This window comes from Pseudomonas sp. 2957 (genome assembly GCF_031456345.1).
In the GTDB taxonomy this organism is placed as follows: Bacteria; Pseudomonadota; Gammaproteobacteria; order Pseudomonadales; family Pseudomonadaceae; genus Aquipseudomonas; species Aquipseudomonas siliginis.
Genome location: NZ_JAVDUL010000003.1, coordinates 824,039 through 840,993, shown reverse-complemented (window position 1 = coordinate 840,993; position 16,955 = coordinate 824,039). Strand labels below are relative to the sequence as shown.

The window sequence follows — 16,955 nt, the reverse complement described above, 5'->3', positions numbered from 1 at the left end:
CGGCCTCCGGTTAACGCGGCAGGCACGGATGCTGGGTGTAACCGAGCATTCGATCGTAGACATCACAGCGCCGATCACGGTGCAAATCGTTCAGGTCGTTCCAGATTGGCGCACTGCGCGAGCTGGTCAGGTCGATATCGGCGTAGAGGATTTCCTGCTGGTCGGCGGACGCCACGCGGCCAATCGGCCAGCCGTTAGTGCCAGCAATCAAAGAGCATCCAAGGTAACGAGCGCCACGCTCTTCGCCGATTCGGCTGGCCGCCGCAATGAACACATTGTTGACGTGCGCCGCGGTCATGGTCAGGTACGAAGCCATGCACTTGCCGGCGTCATCGAACAAGGGAGGTGGTGTCCAGACCCAGTTGTTCAGGCTGCAGATAATGTCCGCGCCCTGCTGGCTGAGGATTCTCGGGACCTCGGGAAACCAGATGTCCCAGCAGATCAGCAGACCGATACGACCGATCGGCGTTTCGAACACCGGGAAACCGCTATCGCCTGCGGTGAACCAGAGCTTCTCCAGATTCCACAGGTGCGCCTTGCGGTATTTGCCGATGAAACCGTCAGGTCCCAACAACACGGCTGTGTTGTACAACCGTGCCCCTTCGCGCTCGGTCAGCCCTGCTACCAGATACACCTGATGCTGGCGGGCAAAATCCTCCCATCGGCTCACGCTCGGCCCATCCGGAACCGATTCGGCGTGATCGAACGCATCCTGTCGAGTGCGAAAGAAATAACCGGTGTTTGTCAGCTCGGGCAAAACGATGAGGTTGGCACCGCCATTGACCGCCTGCAGTGCCAACTCCAGGCTATTACTCAGATTCGCTGCACGATTTTGCGTACCGACCTGCGGATCACATTGCACAACCGCAACACGAACAGGGCTTGTTGACTCACTCATTTTTCATGATCCCTTATTGTTGTTTTCACGCCATCGGGTGGCGGGGAACATAAGAGTCGAGTCAGCACTGGAAGGTAAGTCGGCGCTTTCCGGTTAAGTTGTAGTACGCCTCCTAGGACGATTAAACACATATCGACGATGCACGTTCAGGACGCTGAATTGCGTGACTGAAAACTTCATGGTCCGGCCTGGTAGTGTGGATAGTCGGTTATCTGGAAGCCGCCATTGAACTGCGCCGAGGTTTTTTCGCAAATATGAATCACCGCATCGATGGCACCGCGAAAGCAGGGCTCGGTCCAGCCGGCATCCACTGAAAACGACTCGCCAGAAAGATACAGCCCGGAAACACTGGAATAGTCGCGGTTGTATTTCATCAGGCTTACAGCGTCGTAGTAGGCGCCGGGGCGGTAAAGTTTGGCGCACCCCAGTGAGTTCTTATCGGTGATCCAGCGCTGTACGACGGCCTGATTCAGGCCAATGAAAGGCGAGATGCGCTGCCCGATATTGCTGCAGTTCATCAGGATTCGATCAAGTTCTTCGGCACATTTGGCGACCAGCTCCTTGTCGCTGAAACAGCAGAGTTTGGTAGCGTCATCTTCCCAGGTGTAACTGAGAAGAATGCAGTCGTAGCTGTAGTGATCGTTATAGCGGTAGGTATAAACATCGTGGATAAAACTGTCCGTGACGATCGCTTGGGGGATGGCGGTATTGCCGGACAGGAAGGATTTCTTCAGCGGCGCGAACACTTTGCAGCTGGTTTCCCAATGTGCAGTCTTGTACGCATTGATCGTTTCGAACGGCAGCATTTGTGCCGTGAAGTTTTCAAGCCTGATTCGTGTTTCGATCAACCACGAAGGCAGCGTCATGATCACGGAGTCATAATCGCTGAAATGTTCCTGGGCCTGATGGGGGCGACTTTGCTTCCAGTTGTAGTAGACACGGGTTTTACCGCTGTCGAGCTTTTTCAGCCGAGTGACGGCGCTATCAGTCAGCAAACCTTCGCGGTATTGCAGGCTGTGTTCGTGGAAAGACTTCGCTGTTTCATCAGGTTTGATGAACATAAGGCTTTCACTCAGCGCCGCGAGACCGAGGTAGCGCGGGCCTTCGAACTGCAGCCCGGTTGAATCGAAAACCGCATTGCTGCGGATATGCGGTGAGTCAGGCAGAGGATCGCCTTTTTCATCTACCCGACCCAGCACCAGTTGCAAGTGACTGCTGAACCCGAATATGGCAGTGCGCAGCGGGTACAGTGCACAGACATCATAAAATGCGCCCCAGCTGCCGTCACCGATGCCGATGGCATAAAAAATGGCCGATTCCTCTGGCGACATTCCCATCCCGCCAAAATCGCCCGGCGCGTCTTTTTCCCAGCGTTGCAGCACCGGCATGCTCACCAGATCACGGAAGGAAATGGCGTGATACCTGGCGACAATAGCTGCCCACACGGACTCCCATTCCTCGCTCGCATAACTGTCGCAAACGTGCCGGGTCATGCGGTCGGCGAACGCTCTCCATTTTGCATACACCGCTTGCAGCTTCTCGCCGGGAGGACGGGTCTGACCGTCGGCGTTTTTCCAGATAAGCATTTGCGGCGTAGCCTGCTCTGACAGGCTGCCCTCGCGCAGATAGATGCCGGTTGATTTGACCCATTGGCTGCCGGGATTGGCAAAGTCTGAAAGGGCCAGGTCGAATATCGTCGCGTAGTAGGCCATCATCGAACGACCGTCCTTCGGCGATTCTCCTTCGCGATTGAACAAAGGCATACGCATCGCACCCATTTCGAACGGGGTATGGCTGGCCTTGGATTGAGGACTGCCGGGAACGGTCAGGTGCCTGCCGCCGATTCGCGAGGACTGTTCGATCAGCGTGATCTGGGTGAAGCCGCAGCGCAGCAATTCTCTCGCTGCCGTCAGGCCTGTGATGCCTGCGCCGATGATGCAGATTCGATGGCTCGAATCAGTCGCTCGGGCGATTCCGCCTGGCTGCTCCAGTAACGCGCGGTAGTCAAAACACAGGTCCGGCGGATTGGGGAAACGGGCTTTCCAGTTGTCCTGTGGCGAACGTTTTTTGCGTTTTTCAAGGCCAGGAGCCTGTGAGGGATAGTTGTAGCTGGAGCCGATGGTCACTGTTGATCTTCCCTGATGCGATGTGCTTGGGAAGTAGTCTGGTCGGCGCAGGCACGTCCGAACAGTCGTAAAACACAGCCAGACGCTGTTCTGTTTTCGTTCATTTGTGTCGGACGAATCACAACTTACAAGCCGGTCCCCGTGGAAGGACTACACCCACAGGGACGTCAGTCTGGCGGAAGTTTACGCAGCCTGCTGAAACTGTTGACGATACTGGTTAGGCGACAGTTCGGTGTGCTGGCGGAACAGTCGCGCGAAGAAGCTCGCATCGTCGTAACCGACCTCATAACTGATGGTCTTGATGCTCTTGCGCGTGCCCGAAAGCAGGCCCTTGGCCGTCTCGATGCGCAGGCGCTGCAAGTAGTGCAGCGGTTTGTCGCCGGTGGCGGTCTGGAAGCGGCGCATGAAGTTGCGGATGCTCATGCCGTGCTCGCGGGCGACGTCTTCGAAGCGGAATTTGTCGGCGAAATGTTCTTCGAGCCATTGCTGGATCTGCAGGATGATCACGTCCTGATGCAGCTTCTGCCCACCAAAACCGATACGTCCCGGCGAATAGCTGCGCTGCACTTCGTAGAGAATGTCGCGGGCCACGGCTTGCGCCACGTTCGCGCCGCAGAAGCGTTCGATCAGATAGATATAGAGATCGCATGCCGAGGTAGTACCGCCGGCGCAGTAGAGATTGTCGGCGTCGGTCAGGTGCTTGTCCTGATTCAGATAGACCTTGGGGAAGCGCTCGGCGAAGGCATTGAAGAAGCGCCAGTAGGTGGTCGCTTCCTTGCCGTTGAGCAGCCCGGCTTCGGCGAGCCAGAACACCCCGGTAGCTTCGCCGCACAACACCGCACCGCGCGCATGCTGTTCGCGCAGCCACGGCAGGATTTGCGGGTAACGGCCGCACAGCGTATCGAAGTCGTCCCAGAACGCCGGGAGGATGATCACATCGGCGTTTTCCAAGCCACCGTCGACTGGCATGACCACGTCGCTGAAGCTTTTTACCGGTTTGCCATCGGGGCTGACCAGACGCGTTTCGAACGCCGGTGTCAGGCCGTGGCCCAGTTGTTTGCCGTAACGCAGGCTGGCCACGTGGAAAAAATCCTTGGCTTGCATGAGGGTGTAAGCGAAAACCCGGTCGATGGCCAGGATGCTGACGCGCCGCAAGGGCGGGGAGACGTGCTTAGACATAATTCAACTTTTGTTTTGTTTTTATAAGGGAAAGTGGTCACCAGACGGCTGGATCGTCTTATTTTTTGTCGGATGTGTCCAGTGTCCCGTAGCGGAAGCGGGGCTTAGTCTCTGAGAGCCGAATCCCTCCAACAACAAAGAAAGGTGCCGCATGATCCCTAGAACCCTGTTCAGCCCCGAACACGAATTGTTCCGCGACAGCGTGCGAACTTTCCTCGAGAAAGAGGCCGTGCCGTATCACGCGCAGTGGGAGAAGCAGGGGCACATCGATCGCGCGCTGTGGAACAAGGCGGGGGAGGCGGGGATGCTTTGTTCGCACCTGCCGGAAGAGTACGGCGGGCTGGGCGCGGATTTCCTCTACAGCACCGTGGTCATTGAGGAAGTCGGGCGCCTGGGACTCACCGGCATCGGCTTTTCCCTGCACTCGGATATCGTCGCGCCGTACATCCTGCATTACGGCAGCGAGGCGCTGAAACACAAATACCTGCCGAAACTGGTCTCGGGCGAAATGGTTACGGCGATTGCCATGACCGAGCCTGGCGCCGGTTCCGACCTGCAAGGGGTGAAAACCACGGCGGTGCTGGACGGTGACGAATATGTGATCAACGGCTCGAAAACCTTTATCACCAACGGCTTTCTGGCTGACCTGGTCATCGTGGTGGCCAAGACCGACCCGAAGGCCGGGGCCAAGGGCACCAGCCTGTTTCTGGTGGAGGCGAATACGCCGGGCTTCGAGAAGGGCAAGCGCTTGGAGAAGGTCGGCATGAAGGCGCAGGACACCTCGGAACTGTTCTTCCAAGACGTGCGCGTGCCGAAGGAGAACCTTCTCGGCCAGGCGGGGGCCGGGTTTGCCTATCTGATGCAGGAGTTACCGCAAGAGCGCCTGACCGTGGCGATTGGCGGCCTGGCTTCGGCTGAAGCGGCGTTGCAATGGACGCTGGATTACACCCGTGATCGCAAGGCGTTCGGCAAGTCGATTGCCGATTTCCAGAACACCCGCTTCAAACTGGCCGAAATGGCTACAGAGATCCAGATCGGCCGGGTTTTTGTCGACCGCTGCCTGGAGCTGCATCTGCAAGGCAAACTCGATGTGCCGACGGCGGCGATGGCCAAATATTGGGGCACCGACCTGCAATGCAAAGTGCTCGACGAATGCGTGCAACTGCATGGCGGCTACGGCTTCATGTGGGAATACCCGGTGGCCCGGGCGTGGGCGGATGCGCGGGTGCAGCGGATTTATGCCGGCACCAATGAAATCATGAAAGAGATTATTGCGCGGTCGCTTTGATGATCGTTCCTACGCTCTGCGTGGGAATGCCGCCGGGGACGCTCCGCGTTCCGCTGTTGAGGTAATCCGACTGGCCTCTTCGCGAGCAGGCTCGCTCCCACAGGGGATCACCGTACCTGTGGGAGCGAGCCTGTTCGCGAAGCTTTTGGCGGTCAGTTATGGCGCGGGATTCGGATGATCCTTGTGAATCGCCTCGATCCCGGCCAACACTTCATCGGACAGTTTCAGATCAAAACTGGCAATGTTGCTGTCCAGTTGCTCAAGCGTCGTCGCGCCAATGATGTTGCTGGTGACGAACGGTTGCTGGGTCACGAAGGCCAGTGCCATTTGCGCCGGGTCCAGACCGTGTTCACGGGCCAGGGCTACGTAACGGCTGCACGCCGCTTCGGATTGCGGGTTGAAATAGCGGCTGAAGCGGCTGTAGAGGCTCAGGCGTCCTTTCGCTGGACGGGCGCCACCCTCGTACTTGCCGGAGAGGAAACCGAACGCCAGCGGCGAATAGGCGAGCAGGCCGCACTGTTCGCGGATGGCGATCTCGGCCAAGCCGACTTCGAAGCTGCGGTTGAGCAGGTTGTACGGGTTCTGGATCGACACTGCACGCGGCCAGCCACGAGCTTCGGCCAGAGCCAGAAAGCGCATGGTGCCCCACGGCGTCTCGTTGGACAGGCCGATGTGGCGGATCTTGCCGGCCTTCACCTGCTCGTCGAGGGCTTCGAGGGTGTCTTCCAGTGGCGTCAGGTTCGCTTCGATCTTGTGCTTGTAGCCCAGCTGTCCGAAAAAGTTGGTGCTGCGTTCCGGCCAGTGCAATTGATACAGATCGATGTAATCGGTCTGCAGACGCTTGAGGCTGCCGTCCAGTGCTTCGGTGATGTGCTGGCGGTTGTGGCGCAGGTTCTTGTCGCGGATGTAGTCGATGGTGTTGCCGGGGCCGGCGATCTTGCTGGCGAGGATCCAGTCGGCACGGTCACCGCGACTCTTGAAGTAATTGCCGATGTAGCGCTCGGTGGTGGCGTAGGTTTCGGCTTTGGGCGGCACCGGATACATTTCAGCGGTGTCGAGGAAATTGATCCCCGCCTCTTTGGCCCGTTCAATCTGGGCGAAGGCTTCAGCTTCAGTGTTTTGCTCGCCCCAGGTCATGGTGCCGAGGCAGATTGCACTCACGTTCAGGTCGGTACGGCCTAGCTGGCGATAGTCCATCGGGTGCTCCTTGGGCAAAACAATCATAAAAGCAGGTTGAAAAATTTTTCGCAATCTGCATAATTGCCGACCTCTTTCTGCAGTGGAAGTGATGCGCCGCCGCCGAAGAATCTTGCCGTTGAACGGACGCGCCGACCCGAGCCCCCGAAAGCGTCTGTATCCGGCTGCCTTTGACTTGTCAAAGTACGCACTATTCAGTAAGATCCGCCGTCTTATTTACAGGCGGCCCCTGAGGCTATAAAGAATGAAAACTTTTACTGCTAAACCGGAAACAGTAAAGCGCGACTGGTTTGTCGTCGACGCTGCTGGTCAGACCCTGGGTCGTCTGGCCACCGAAATCGCGAGCCGTCTGCGTGGCAAGCACAAGCCTGAGTACACTCCTCACGTTGACACCGGCGACTACATCGTCGTCATCAACGCCGAGCAGATCCGTGTTACCGGCGCTAAAACCACTGACAAAATGTACTACTCCCACTCCGGTTTCCCGGGCGGCATCAAGTCGATCAACTTTGAAAAGCTGATCGCCAAAGCCCCTGAGCGCGTGATCGAGACCGCGGTTAAAGGCATGCTGCCTAAAAACCCACTGGGTCGCGACATGTACCGTAAGCTGAAAGTCTATGCGGGCGCTGCACACCCTCATACTGCTCAGCAGCCCCAAGAACTGAAGATTTAACGGAATAGTTCATTATGTCGGCGACTCAAAATTACGGCACTGGCCGTCGCAAGACCGCAACCGCACGCGTTTTCCTGCGTCCGGGTACTGGTAACATCTCCATCAACAACCGTTCGCTGGATAACTTCTTCGGCCGCGAAACTGCCCGCATGGTAGTTCGTCAGCCGCTGGAGCTGACCGAGACTGTCGAGAAGTTCGACATCTACGTCACCGTGATCGGCGGTGGTGTAAGTGGTCAGGCTGGCGCAATCCGCCACGGCATCACCCGCGCTCTGATGGACTACGACGAAACCCTGCGTAGCGCTCTGCGCAAAGCTGGCTTCGTTACCCGCGACGCCCGTGAAGTTGAACGTAAGAAAGTTGGTCTGCGTAAAGCGCGTAAGCGTCCGCAGTACTCGAAGCGTTAATTCCGCTTCCACGTTCAAAAAAGAACGCCCGCCTCCTCACGGAAGCGGGCGTTTTTTTATGCGTGCGATTTATCAAAGAATTGCGTTGTGACAACTTGCCACAGCCGTAGACCCCCTATACTCCAAGGCTTGAGGGGTTGATCCCCGGGGAATTAACCTTGTCAGAATTGGGGGTTTTCATTACCATTCGGGCAAAATTTTTATAAGTAACATTTGATTTATTTAGTAGACGCCTGATTTAACAGGCCAAAAAAGCTGATGGGAGAGGACTGAATGAGCAATGACGGCGTGAATGCAGGCCGGCGTCGCTTCCTGGTGGCAGCCACATCCGTGGTGGGTGCTGCAGGAGCGGTGGGGGCTGCGGTCCCGTTCGTGGGGTCATGGTTTCCCAGTGCCAAGGCGAAAGCCGCCGGTGCACCGGTGAAAGTGAATGTCAGCAAAATCGAGCCAGGCCAGCAGATGATTGCTGAATGGCGCGGCCAGCCGGTGTTCATTGTCCGCCGTACCGAGGAAATCCTGGGGAATCTCAAGAAGATCGAGGGTCAGCTCTCCGATCCGACCTCCAAAAACTCCACGCAACCCACTTATGTCGACCCGGAAGTACGTTCGATCAAGCCGGAAATTCTCCTGCTGATCGGGATCTGTACGCACCTGGGTTGCTCACCGACCTTCCGTCCCGAAGTGGCACCTGCGGATCTGGGCAAGGACTGGGTAGGCGGCTATTTCTGCCCGTGCCACGGCTCCCACTACGATCTGGCTGGCCGCGTCTACAAGTCGCAACCTGCGCCTTTGAACCTGCCAGTTCCCCCGCATTCCTATGAGACCGATGACCTGATTGTCATTGGCGTCGATACGGAGAAAGCGTGATGAGCAAGTTCATGGATTGGGTTGATGCGCGCTTTCCCGCGACCAAAATGTGGGAAGACCATCTCAGCAAATATTACGCACCAAAAAACTTCAACTTCTTCTATTTCTTCGGCTCGCTGGCACTGCTGGTGCTGGTCAATCAGATCGTCACCGGTGTCTGGCTGACGATGAGCTACACGCCGTCGGCAGAAGAGGCCTTCGCTTCCGTCGAATACATCATGCGCGACGTCGAGTACGGTTCGATCCTGCGTCTGCTGCACTCGACCGGCGCTTCGGCGTTTTTCATCGTCGTCTATCTGCACATGTTCCGCGGCCTGCTCTACGGCTCGTACCAGAAACCGCGCGAGCTGGTCTGGGTGTTCGGCATGCTGATCTACCTGGCACTGATGGCTGAAGCGTTCATGGGTTACCTGCTGCCTTGGGGCCAGATGTCGTACTGGGGCGCCCAGGTGATCATCTCGCTGTTCGGTGCGATTCCGCTGATCGGCGATGACCTGACCCAGTGGATTCGTGGTGACTACCTGATCTCCGGAATCACCCTGAACCGCTTCTTCGCCTTGCACGTTGTCGCGCTGCCGATCGTGATTCTCGGTCTGGTGGTGCTGCACATCCTGGCGCTGCACGAAGTGGGCTCGAACAACCCTGACGGCGTCGATATCAAGAAGCACAAAGACGAAAACGGCATCCCACTGGACGGCATCGCCTTCCACCCGTACTACACGGTGAAGGACATTGTCGGCGTTGTGGTGTTCCTGTTTATCTTCTGCTTCATTGTGTTCTTCTTCCCGGAAATGGGCGGCTACTTCCTCGAAAAACCAAACTTCGAGCCGGCTAACCCGTTCAAGACGCCTGAGCACATTGCCCCGGTCTGGTACTTCACTCCGTTTTACGCAATCCTGCGTGCGGTGCCGGACAAGCTCATGGGCGTTATCGCCATGGGCGCGGCGATTGCGGTGCTGTTCGTGCTGCCATGGCTGGATCGCAGTCCGGTGAGATCGATGCGCTACAAGGGCTGGATGAGCAAAATCTGGCTGGTGGTGTTCTGCATTTCTTTCGTGATTCTCGGCATCCTCGGCGTTCTTGCGCCGACGCCGGGGCGCACATTGCTGTCGCAGGTCTGCACCTTCCTGTATTTCGCCTACTTCATTCTGATGCCGTTCTACACCCGGCTCGAGAAGACCAAACCGGTTCCGGAAAGGGTGACTGGCTGATGAAAAAGTTATTTCTTGCTCTGATTTTTACTGCGCTGCCTTCCCTGGCTTTTGCTGCCGGGGGCCATGGTCCGGAACTGGAAAGTGTCGATATCGACGTCTCCGACAAAGCCGCCCTGCAGGATGGTGCACGGACCTTTGCCAACTATTGCATGGGGTGCCACAGCGCCAAGTTCCAGCGTTACGAGCGCGTTGCCGATGACCTCGGCATTCCGCACGAGTTGATGCTGGAGAAGCTGGTATTCACCGGTGCCAAGATTGGCGACCACATGAACATCGGCATGCAGCCGGCCGACGCCAAGACCTGGTTCGGCGCAGCGCCGCCGGACCTGACGCTGGTGGCACGGGTACGCGGCACCGACTGGCTCTACGGTTACTTGAAGTCGTTCTACGAAGATCCGGCGCGTCCATGGGGCGTGAACAACAAGGTCTTCCCGAACGTCGGCATGCCTAACGTGCTGGTCGGCCTGCAAGGTCGGCAGGTCGTCGGCTGCAAGCAGGTGCAGATCGTCGAGGACGGCAAGAAGCAATACGATCCGCTGACCGGCACGCCGCTGACTCATGAAGCGTGCGATCAGTTGACCATCGTGCCGAAGTCCGGTGCTCTGAACGAAGAGCAGTTCGATGAGAAGGTCAAGAATCTGGTAACCTTCCTGGCTTACTCGGCTAACCCGGTTAAGCTGCAACATCAGCGCATCGGTACTTATGTCTTGCTGTACCTGGCGTTCTTCTTTGTGTTCGCCTACCTGCTCAAGCGTGAATACTGGAAAGACGTGCACTGATACGCTTCAAGCATTGCTGTTAATCGCGCGCGCCCAAGGGCGCCTCCGCTAAAGCAGGGTCTGCTCAGTCAGACCCTGCGGGAGGTGCCCTCTGGGCGCGCGCGTTTTTCCGGTTCCGACAAATTCAACAAGCGAGGAGGATCGCCATGGGCGTGACCAATCGGTTGGCCTGTTACTCCGACCCCGCCGACCACTATTCCCACCGAGTGCGCATCGTGCTTGCAGAGAAGGGTGTCAGCGCCGAAATCATCTACGTGGAAGCGGGCCGCCAGCCGCCTAAACTGATTGAGGTGAACCCTTACGGCAGTCTGCCGACGCTGGTCGATCGTGACCTGGCGTTGTGGGAGTCGACCGTGGTGATGGAGTATCTGGATGAGCGTTACCCGCACCCGCCGCTGATGCCGGTTTATCCGGTGGCGCGGGCCAACAGTCGTCTGCTGATCCACAGGATTCAGCGTGACTGGTGCGGGCTGGTGGATCTGATTCTGGATCCCAAGAGCAAAGAGGCTGCACGGGTCGTGGCGCGCAAGGAATTGCGCGAAAGCCTGACCGGCGTTTCGCCGCTGTTCGCCGACAAGCCGTTCTTCCTCAGTGAGGAACAAAGTCTGGTGGATTGCTGCCTATTACCCATACTCTGGCGTTTGCCGATTCTGGGTATTGAACTGCCGCGGCCGGCCAAGCCGCTGCTTGATTATATGGAGCGTCAGTTTGCGCGTGAGGCTTTCCAGGCAAGTCTGTCTGGTGTCGAACGCGATATGCGCTAAGGCTTAAGGAGCCGCTATGAACTCCAGTCGACCTTATCTGGTCCGCGCGCTCTACGAGTGGATTGTGGATAACGATTGCACCCCGCACATGCTGGTCAACTCCGAGTACCCGGCGGTGCAGGTGCCACAGGGTTTTGCCAGTGACGGCCAGATCGTCCTGAACATCTCGCCCAGTGCCGTGCGTCATCTGCACATGGATAACGACGTGGTGACGTTCGAAGGCCGCTTCGGCGGTGTTCCGCACAGTCTCTACGTGCCGATCAGCGCGATCCTGGGCATCTACGCCCGGGAGAACGGCCAGGGCATGGTGTTTGACCTCGAGTTGCCGATGGACGACGAGGAAGACATTGATCCGGATGACGACTCGCCGCCACCGGGCAGCGAGCCGCCACGTCCGAGTGGCCGGCCAAGCTTGAAGGTTGTGAAATAAAAAAAGGCGATCCGGATGGATCGCCTTTTTTGTGTCTGCATTGGTCGTGTAGGAGCTGCCGGAGGCTGCGATCTTTTGATTTTTAAAAGCAAGATCAAAAGATCGCAGCCTCGTTGCACTCGTCAGCTCCTGCACAACTCCTGCGTAATCAGATCAGTCGATGTATTCGAACAGCTTCACGATCTTCTGCACACCGGACACACCCTGAACCAGATTGGTTGCCTGAGTGGCTTCCTGTTTGGTCAGCAGGCCCAGCAGATAGACGATGCCGTTCTCGGTCACGACTTTGATGCGCGAGCCAGGAATGCTGGCGTCGGTGAGCATCTGGGTCTTGATCTTGGTGGTCAGCCACGCGTCGTTCTGGCGCGCGAGCAGGGAGGACGGTTGCAGCACTTGCAGTTCGTTATGCACCTTCTTCACGCGCTGGACATTGGCGGCGGCCTGTTCGGCTTTGGCCTTGAGGTCTTCGCGTGGCGTCTGGCCGGCGAGCAGGACCACGCCGTTGAAACTGGTGATGACGATGTGCGAGTCGTTGTCCAGTGCCGGATCGGCCTTGGCGATGTTCACGCCTGCTTTGGTTTCGATCAGCGAGTCGTCGATCTTGCTGCCGAAGGTGCGCGTGCCACGGTCGTCTTCGATCGGCGCTTCACGGCTGGCATTTACCACCGAGGTGCAGCCGCTGATGCCGAGGCACAGGGTCAAGGCCAGAAGGCCAAGGCGATTAGGGGTCATTCTTCACTCCCGAACAGTTGGCTGTCGATCAGATCGCAAAGGCAATGGATCGCCAGCAAGTGGACTTCCTGAATACGTGCAGTGACGTTGGCCGGTACGCGAATCTCGACGTCCTCGGGCAACAGCAGCGACGCCATGCCGCCGCCATCGCGTCCGGTCAAAGCTACGACAATCATTTCGCGATCATGTGCGGCCTGGATCGCTTGAATAATGTTCGCCGAGTTGCCGCTGGTCGAAATCGCCAGCAGTACATCGCCCGGCTGGCCGAGGGCGCGGATCTGCTTGGAGAACACTTCGTTGTAGCTGTAATCGTTGGCGATCGAAGTGATCGTCGAAGTGTCGGTGGTCAGTGCTATTGCCGGCAGGCTCGGACGCTCGCGCTCGAAGCGGTTGAGCAGCTCCGAAGAAAAATGCTGGGCATCGCCGGCCGAACCACCGTTGCCGCACGAGAGCATTTTGCCTTCGTTGAGCAGGGCGTTGACCATGATCTGGCTGGCTTGCTCGATGTGCGGTGCAAGTACGTCCATCGCCTGTTGCTTGGTGTCGATACTGGCCTGAAAAAGCTGGCGAATTCGGGATTGCATGTCCATCTGTGTGACCTTAAGTGGCGCGGCTGTTCGGCACGTGAATGTGCAGCCGGCAAAGCAAAGAGCAAAATGTGTCGGACGAAAACAGGGCAGGGTGCAGGCGATCAACTGTCGAAAGCATTCTGCAACCAGTTCAGCTGATTCGGGTGGCTGTCGATCGCCACCACATCGAAGCGGCAGGGGGAATTGGCCCAACGCGACTCGCGCTGAAGAAAATACTGTGCTGCAAAGATCAGTTTCTGCTGCTTGCGCTCGTCGATACTGGCGAGCGCGCCACCCCATTGAGTGTTTTTTCTGTAGCGAACTTCAACGAATACTACTGTATCGCCATCAAGCATGACCAGATCAAGCTCGCCGCGTTTGCATAACCAGTTCTGCGCCAACAGGCGCAGACCTTGTTGTTGCAGATGTTCGAGCGCCTGGCGCTCGGCATCCTTGCCGCTTTGCGAGCGTGACCTGTCGGGCATCAGCGCGGGGTGTCCGGCAGGCGCTGCACCTGACCGCTGACGAACTGTGCCCACGGCAACTGGCGCACAACGCGCTGGGTCTGGGTCATGCCGAGGCTGCCCGACTGACCTTCGATGCGGCTGTCCGGCAGGGCCTTGAGTTGACCCAGGCGTGGTGCCAGGCGATAGGCATCGGCGCCCATGGCGTACAGGCGGCCGAGGCTGCCATTGGCTTGCGGCCACTGCGCGGCCACTTGCTGGCGCAGCGGATCGCTGGTTTCCAGCAGCCATGGGGTTTCGCAGAAGCGAATGCCGTTCATGTCGTTGTACTGATTGACGTCGCCGCTGGCGCTGTAGACGTGGGAGGTCGCGTAGACCGGCACGTCACCGGCGTACTGGAAGTTCAGGGTCGGCTTGATCTGCTGGGCCTGTTGCGGCGTGGCGGCCAAGAAGATGAATTCGATGTCCTGACGACGCGAAGGCTGCGCGGCGACATTGGTGCCGGCAACATTCTGCAGGCTCTTGGCGCGGGCTTCGCTCTGGCGCAGCTGGAACATGTCGGCAATCTGCTGGGCCAGTTGCACCGGCTGATCGACACGCTCGGTGGCAACGATGCTGCCGCCATTGGCTTGCCAGTCCTGGCTGAAGGCACGCAGGACGCGATCGCCCCATTCGCCCTTCGGTACCATGATAGCGGCGCGATGCAGGCCGTCGGCACGAGCGCGACGGGAAACTTCGCGAGCTTCGTCTTCAGCCGCCAGGCCGAACTGGAACAACTGCGCCGGGCCTTGCTCGCCTTCGCTGTAGTTCAGCGCCAGGGTGGTGATTGGCAGTTGCGGGCGAGTGCTCAGTTGCTTGACCAGTGGTTTTTCCAGCGGGCCGACTACCAGTTGCACGCCGTCAGCCTGAGCCTTGCGATAGAACTCGTCCATCGAAGTCAGCTTCGAGCTGTCGTAGAACTCGATGGCAGGTGGGTTCTGGCCGGCCTGTTGCGCCTGATAATGCGCGGCCATGAAGCCTTCACGCAGCGCTTTGCCGACCGACGCCAACTGGCCGTCCTGTGGCAGCAGCAGGGCGATTTTGCTCAGTGGCTGGCTGGCCAGTTCCTTGAGCTTGGTCAGCGGCAGCGGCAGGTTGATCGCCGCCGGGTGCTTTGGATTCTGCGCACGCCAGTTGTCGATCGCGGCTTGTTGCTGTTCCAGCGTGCCTGCGGTTTTCACCGCTTGCGCCAGTGCCATCCAGCCGCCGAGATCGTCGGTGTTGTTCGGTTGCAATTGATCGGTTGGCAGCGAAGCGATCAGGGTCCAGATCGCTTCGTGGTTCTTGCTCGCCGCTTCGCCTTCCAGCATCGGTGCAATGAACACACGCTCACGGGCAGCGGCCAGCGTCTGGCCATCGGCTTCAAGGGCGCGGGCGTGAACAGTGCCAGTGCGCACTTGCTGCTCTTCCGGCATTTCCCCGAGCTTCTGGAAGCTCGGATGGCTCAGGGCGGTCAGCGCAGCTTTCGGCTGATTGCGCGTCATGGCCAGTTCGGCGGACAGCGTATTGGCGAAAATCTGCTGGCCTGGCTTGAGTTGCTCCACTGGCACTTGTTGCAGGATTTGCGCGGACTGGCCGGCATTGCCTTGGCGGTAGGCCTGGTCCGCCGCGCTCAGGCGCAGCAGGGCGGCTTGTTCCGGGGTTTTAGCCTGCGCAGCCTGTTCGAGTAGTTGCTCGATGCTGGCGTCCGGAGTCCGTGGAAGTTCGCCAAGGCTGGAGGAAGGGGAGCTGGCACACGCGGCCAACAAGGCAGCGAGGCAGAGGGCAGTGAACAGCCGCAGGCAAGCGATCATGTAAGTGTTCCTGATACTCGATCAAATTAGCGTGGAATTGTACCCAAGCACTGGCCGGGGCGCGATGTTACTGGCGTGAATCGGTCAATTTAGCTGGAGTAAATGTTGCGGCAGCGCACAACCGGGCGAAAAACCGCACTCGGCCGGAGCGCATCGCAAGCCTCATGACGCGCTACAATGGCCGCTTTTACCGATCACGAGGTGTGCGCTTTGACTGCTCCAGGTCCTTTGAATTCCGCTGCTGGCTCGCTTTATGTGGTGGCGACGCCCATCGGCAACCTGGACGACATCAGCGCCCGGGCCTTGAAAATCCTCCGTGAAGTGGCCCTGATTGCAGCGGAAGACACCCGGCATTCGGCGCGCCTGATGCAGCACTTCGGCATCGGCACGCCCTTGGCCGCATGTCACGAACACAACGAACGGGATGAGGGTAGCCGCTTTATTACGCGGTTGTTGGCGGGCGACAACGTCGCGCTGATCTCCGATGCCGGCACGCCGCTGATTTCCGATCCGGGTTATCACCTGGTGCGTCAGGCCCGTGCGGCCGGGATCAACGTGGTGCCGGTGCCGGGTGCCTGTGCGTTGATCGCAGCGCTGTCGGCGGCGGGCTTGCCGTCCGACCGTTTTATCTTCGAAGGCTTTCTGCCGGCCAAGTCGGTCGGACGCAAGGCGCGTCTGGAAGCGGTTAAAGAAGAGCCGCGCACATTGATTTTCTATGAAGCGCCGCATCGCATTCTCGAATGCCTGCAGGATATGGAAGCAGTGTTTGGCGGCGAGCGTCAGGCTCTGCTGGCGCGGGAAATCACCAAAACCTTCGAAACCCTTAAAGGCCTGCCGCTCAGCGAGCTGCGCGCGTTCGTCGAGTCCGACAGCAATCAGCAGCGCGGCGAGTGCGTGGTTCTGGTGGCCGGCTGGACGGCGCCGGAGTCGGAGGACGCGGTCAGCAGCGAAGCCATGCGCATCCTCGATTTGCTGCTTGAGGAAATGCCGCTCAAGCGCGCCGCCGCACTGGCAGCGCAAATCACTGGCGAGCGCAAAAACGTGTTGTATCAGGTGGCGCTGGATAAACAGAAAGGCGTGTAAGCCGTCGCCCATGGCGTTCCTGAGGGTTTTAGCGCTTGTTCTTCCGGCGCTCTGCCGTTAACCTTCGCGGCGGAGAGTCGATCGGACAGTCGCTGCCCTCTATGAAAATTAGGGGGGGGAGGAAAGTCCGGGCTCCATAGGGCGAAGTGCCAGGTAATGCCTGGGAGGCGTGAGCCTACGGAAAGTGCCACAGAAAATAACCGCCTAAGCGCGCAAGCGCCGGTAAGGGTGAAAAGGTGCGGTAAGAGCGCACCGCACGGCTGGCAACAGTTCGTGGCTAGGTAAACCCCACTTGGAGCAAGACCAAATAGGGTCCCAAGGCGTGGCCCGCGCTGGGACCGGGTAGGTTGCTAAAGATGTCCAGTGATGGCCATCGTAGACGAATGACTGTTCAAGACAGAACCCGGCTTACAGATCGACTCTCCACCTTTTTCTTTCCCTGCTTGAAACAAA

General features: G+C 58.4%; 17 protein-coding genes and 1 other RNA gene. 10 read left to right on the top strand and 8 right to left on the bottom strand.

The genetic code is table 11. The features are described 5' to 3' along the window. Nucleotides 1-10 precede the first annotated feature (10 nt). The 3 genes from J2Y39_RS14240 to J2Y39_RS14230 all read right to left on the bottom strand — a co-directional run bounded on the left by J2Y39_RS14240 (nucleotide 11) and on the right by J2Y39_RS14230 (nucleotide 4,104). Nucleotides 11-898: a nitrilase family protein gene (locus tag J2Y39_RS14240; RefSeq protein ID WP_038860996.1), complete on the bottom strand. Its 888-nt coding sequence runs from the start codon at nucleotides 896-898 to the stop codon at nucleotides 11-13. A 176-nt stretch (nucleotides 899-1,074) separates the two neighbouring features. Then, the gene (locus J2Y39_RS14235; protein WP_252882667.1) at nucleotides 1,075-3,024 is read right to left on the bottom strand and encodes an FAD-dependent oxidoreductase; all 1,950 of its coding nucleotides are present in this window, start codon (nucleotides 3,022-3,024) and stop codon (nucleotides 1,075-1,077) included. A 183-nt stretch (nucleotides 3,025-3,207) separates the two neighbouring features. Further along, nucleotides 3,208-4,104: a GlxA family transcriptional regulator gene (locus J2Y39_RS14230; protein WP_163012735.1), complete on the bottom strand. Its 897-nt coding sequence runs from the start codon at nucleotides 4,102-4,104 to the stop codon at nucleotides 3,208-3,210. Nucleotides 4,105-4,354: 250 nt separating this feature from the next. Between J2Y39_RS14230 and J2Y39_RS14225 the strand changes: the two genes are divergently transcribed. Continuing rightward, complete coding sequence (locus J2Y39_RS14225) at nucleotides 4,355-5,491, top strand: acyl-CoA dehydrogenase family protein (RefSeq protein WP_041479969.1); 1,137 nt, start codon at nucleotides 4,355-4,357, stop codon at nucleotides 5,489-5,491. 156 nt (nucleotides 5,492-5,647) lie between these two features. Here the strand turns inward: J2Y39_RS14225 and J2Y39_RS14220 are convergent, their stop codons facing one another. Further along, complete coding sequence (locus J2Y39_RS14220) at nucleotides 5,648-6,688, bottom strand: NADP(H)-dependent aldo-keto reductase (RefSeq protein ID WP_056790225.1); 1,041 nt, start codon at nucleotides 6,686-6,688, stop codon at nucleotides 5,648-5,650. 244 nt (nucleotides 6,689-6,932) lie between these two features. Here J2Y39_RS14220 and rplM point away from each other — a divergent pair, with 244 nt between their 5' ends. The 7 genes from rplM (at nucleotide 6,933) to J2Y39_RS14185 (ending at nucleotide 11,822) form a co-directional block, all read left to right on the top strand. Then, nucleotides 6,933-7,361, top strand: coding sequence for a 50S ribosomal protein L13 (gene rplM, locus J2Y39_RS14215; protein ID WP_003228062.1), 429 nt, complete (start codon nucleotides 6,933-6,935; stop codon nucleotides 7,359-7,361). Nucleotides 7,362-7,375: 14 nt separating this feature from the next. Next, on the top strand, nucleotides 7,376-7,768 hold the full coding sequence (gene rpsI, locus J2Y39_RS14210; protein ID WP_003228056.1) for a 30S ribosomal protein S9: 393 nt from the start codon (nucleotides 7,376-7,378) through the stop codon (nucleotides 7,766-7,768). Nucleotides 7,769-8,041: 273 nt separating this feature from the next. Continuing rightward, entirely contained in the window at nucleotides 8,042-8,635 is a 594-nt protein-coding gene (petA, locus tag J2Y39_RS14205) for a ubiquinol-cytochrome c reductase iron-sulfur subunit (RefSeq protein WP_007917031.1), read from the top strand. Next, nucleotides 8,635-9,846 (top strand): cytochrome bc complex cytochrome b subunit, encoded by a 1,212-nt coding sequence (locus tag J2Y39_RS14200; protein ID WP_016773261.1) that lies wholly within the window; start codon nucleotides 8,635-8,637, stop codon nucleotides 9,844-9,846. The genes petA and J2Y39_RS14200 overlap by 1 nt, the downstream gene beginning before the upstream one ends. Beyond that, nucleotides 9,846-10,628: a cytochrome c1 gene (locus J2Y39_RS14195; protein WP_016773262.1), complete on the top strand. Its 783-nt coding sequence runs from the start codon at nucleotides 9,846-9,848 to the stop codon at nucleotides 10,626-10,628. Before J2Y39_RS14200 ends, J2Y39_RS14195 begins: the two co-directional genes overlap by 1 nt. A 146-nt stretch (nucleotides 10,629-10,774) precedes the next feature. Beyond that, nucleotides 10,775-11,392, top strand: coding sequence for a glutathione S-transferase N-terminal domain-containing protein (locus J2Y39_RS14190; RefSeq protein WP_007961620.1), 618 nt, complete (start codon nucleotides 10,775-10,777; stop codon nucleotides 11,390-11,392). Between the two features lie 16 nt (nucleotides 11,393-11,408). Then, nucleotides 11,409-11,822 (top strand): ClpXP protease specificity-enhancing factor, encoded by a 414-nt coding sequence (locus J2Y39_RS14185; protein ID WP_016773263.1) that lies wholly within the window; start codon nucleotides 11,409-11,411, stop codon nucleotides 11,820-11,822. 153 nt (nucleotides 11,823-11,975) lie between these two features. Here J2Y39_RS14185 and J2Y39_RS14180 read toward each other — a convergent pair whose 3' ends face one another. The 4 genes from J2Y39_RS14180 to J2Y39_RS14165 all read right to left on the bottom strand — a co-directional run bounded on the left by J2Y39_RS14180 (nucleotide 11,976) and on the right by J2Y39_RS14165 (nucleotide 15,419). After that, nucleotides 11,976-12,554 carry a BON domain-containing protein gene (locus J2Y39_RS14180; RefSeq protein ID WP_024014250.1) on the bottom strand — a complete coding sequence of 193 codons (579 nt, stop codon included), beginning with the start codon at nucleotides 12,552-12,554 and terminating at the stop codon, nucleotides 11,976-11,978. Next, nucleotides 12,551-13,144 carry a phosphoheptose isomerase gene (locus tag J2Y39_RS14175; RefSeq protein WP_008082788.1) on the bottom strand — a complete coding sequence of 198 codons (594 nt, stop codon included), beginning with the start codon at nucleotides 13,142-13,144 and terminating at the stop codon, nucleotides 12,551-12,553. The genes J2Y39_RS14180 and J2Y39_RS14175 overlap by 4 nt, the downstream gene beginning before the upstream one ends. 101 nt (nucleotides 13,145-13,245) lie before the next feature. Continuing rightward, complete coding sequence (locus J2Y39_RS14170) at nucleotides 13,246-13,608, bottom strand: YraN family protein (RefSeq protein ID WP_016773265.1); 363 nt, start codon at nucleotides 13,606-13,608, stop codon at nucleotides 13,246-13,248. Beyond that, a complete protein-coding gene (locus J2Y39_RS14165; RefSeq protein WP_073473468.1) occupies nucleotides 13,608-15,419 on the bottom strand; it encodes a penicillin-binding protein activator in 1,812 nt (603 codons plus the stop codon). Before J2Y39_RS14165 ends, J2Y39_RS14170 begins: the two co-directional genes overlap by 1 nt. 177 nt (nucleotides 15,420-15,596) lie before the next feature. Here J2Y39_RS14165 and rsmI point away from each other — a divergent pair, with 177 nt between their 5' ends. Continuing rightward, nucleotides 15,597-16,502 (top strand): 16S rRNA (cytidine(1402)-2'-O)-methyltransferase, encoded by a 906-nt coding sequence (gene rsmI, locus J2Y39_RS14160; RefSeq protein ID WP_016773267.1) that lies wholly within the window; start codon nucleotides 15,597-15,599, stop codon nucleotides 16,500-16,502. A gap of 73 nt (nucleotides 16,503-16,575) precedes the next feature. After that, nucleotides 16,576-16,929, top strand: an RNA gene (rnpB, locus tag J2Y39_RS14155) — RNase P RNA component class A. Nucleotides 16,930-16,955 lie beyond the last annotated feature (26 nt).

Excerpts from the sequence above, each read along its gene's own strand:
- J2Y39_RS14180 (WP_024014250.1), bottom strand. The coding sequence starts at position 12,554 with ATGACCCCTAATCGCCTTGGCCTTCTGGCCTTGACCCTGTGCCTCGGC.
- J2Y39_RS14170 (WP_016773265.1), bottom strand. The coding sequence starts at position 13,608 with ATGCCCGACAGGTCACGCTCGCAAAGCGGCAAGGATGCCGAGCGCCAG.
- J2Y39_RS14240 (WP_038860996.1), bottom strand. The coding sequence starts at position 898 with ATGAGTGAGTCAACAAGCCCTGTTCGTGTTGCGGTTGTGCAATGTGAT.
- J2Y39_RS14220 (WP_056790225.1), bottom strand. The coding sequence starts at position 6,688 with ATGGACTATCGCCAGCTAGGCCGTACCGACCTGAACGTGAGTGCAATC.
- J2Y39_RS14200 (WP_016773261.1), top strand. The coding sequence starts at position 8,635 with ATGAGCAAGTTCATGGATTGGGTTGATGCGCGCTTTCCCGCGACCAAA.
- J2Y39_RS14185 (WP_016773263.1), top strand. The coding sequence starts at position 11,409 with ATGAACTCCAGTCGACCTTATCTGGTCCGCGCGCTCTACGAGTGGATT.
- petA (WP_007917031.1), top strand. The coding sequence starts at position 8,042 with ATGAGCAATGACGGCGTGAATGCAGGCCGGCGTCGCTTCCTGGTGGCA.
- rplM (WP_003228062.1), top strand. The coding sequence starts at position 6,933 with ATGAAAACTTTTACTGCTAAACCGGAAACAGTAAAGCGCGACTGGTTT.
- J2Y39_RS14190 (WP_007961620.1), top strand. The coding sequence starts at position 10,775 with ATGGGCGTGACCAATCGGTTGGCCTGTTACTCCGACCCCGCCGACCAC.
- J2Y39_RS14195 (WP_016773262.1), top strand. The coding sequence starts at position 9,846 with ATGAAAAAGTTATTTCTTGCTCTGATTTTTACTGCGCTGCCTTCCCTG.
- rsmI (WP_016773267.1), top strand. The coding sequence starts at position 15,597 with ATGGCCGCTTTTACCGATCACGAGGTGTGCGCTTTGACTGCTCCAGGT.
- rpsI (WP_003228056.1), top strand. The coding sequence starts at position 7,376 with ATGTCGGCGACTCAAAATTACGGCACTGGCCGTCGCAAGACCGCAACC.
- J2Y39_RS14175 (WP_008082788.1), bottom strand. The coding sequence starts at position 13,144 with ATGGACATGCAATCCCGAATTCGCCAGCTTTTTCAGGCCAGTATCGAC.
- J2Y39_RS14165 (WP_073473468.1), bottom strand. The coding sequence starts at position 15,419 with ATGATCGCTTGCCTGCGGCTGTTCACTGCCCTCTGCCTCGCTGCCTTG.
- J2Y39_RS14225 (WP_041479969.1), top strand. The coding sequence starts at position 4,355 with ATGATCCCTAGAACCCTGTTCAGCCCCGAACACGAATTGTTCCGCGAC.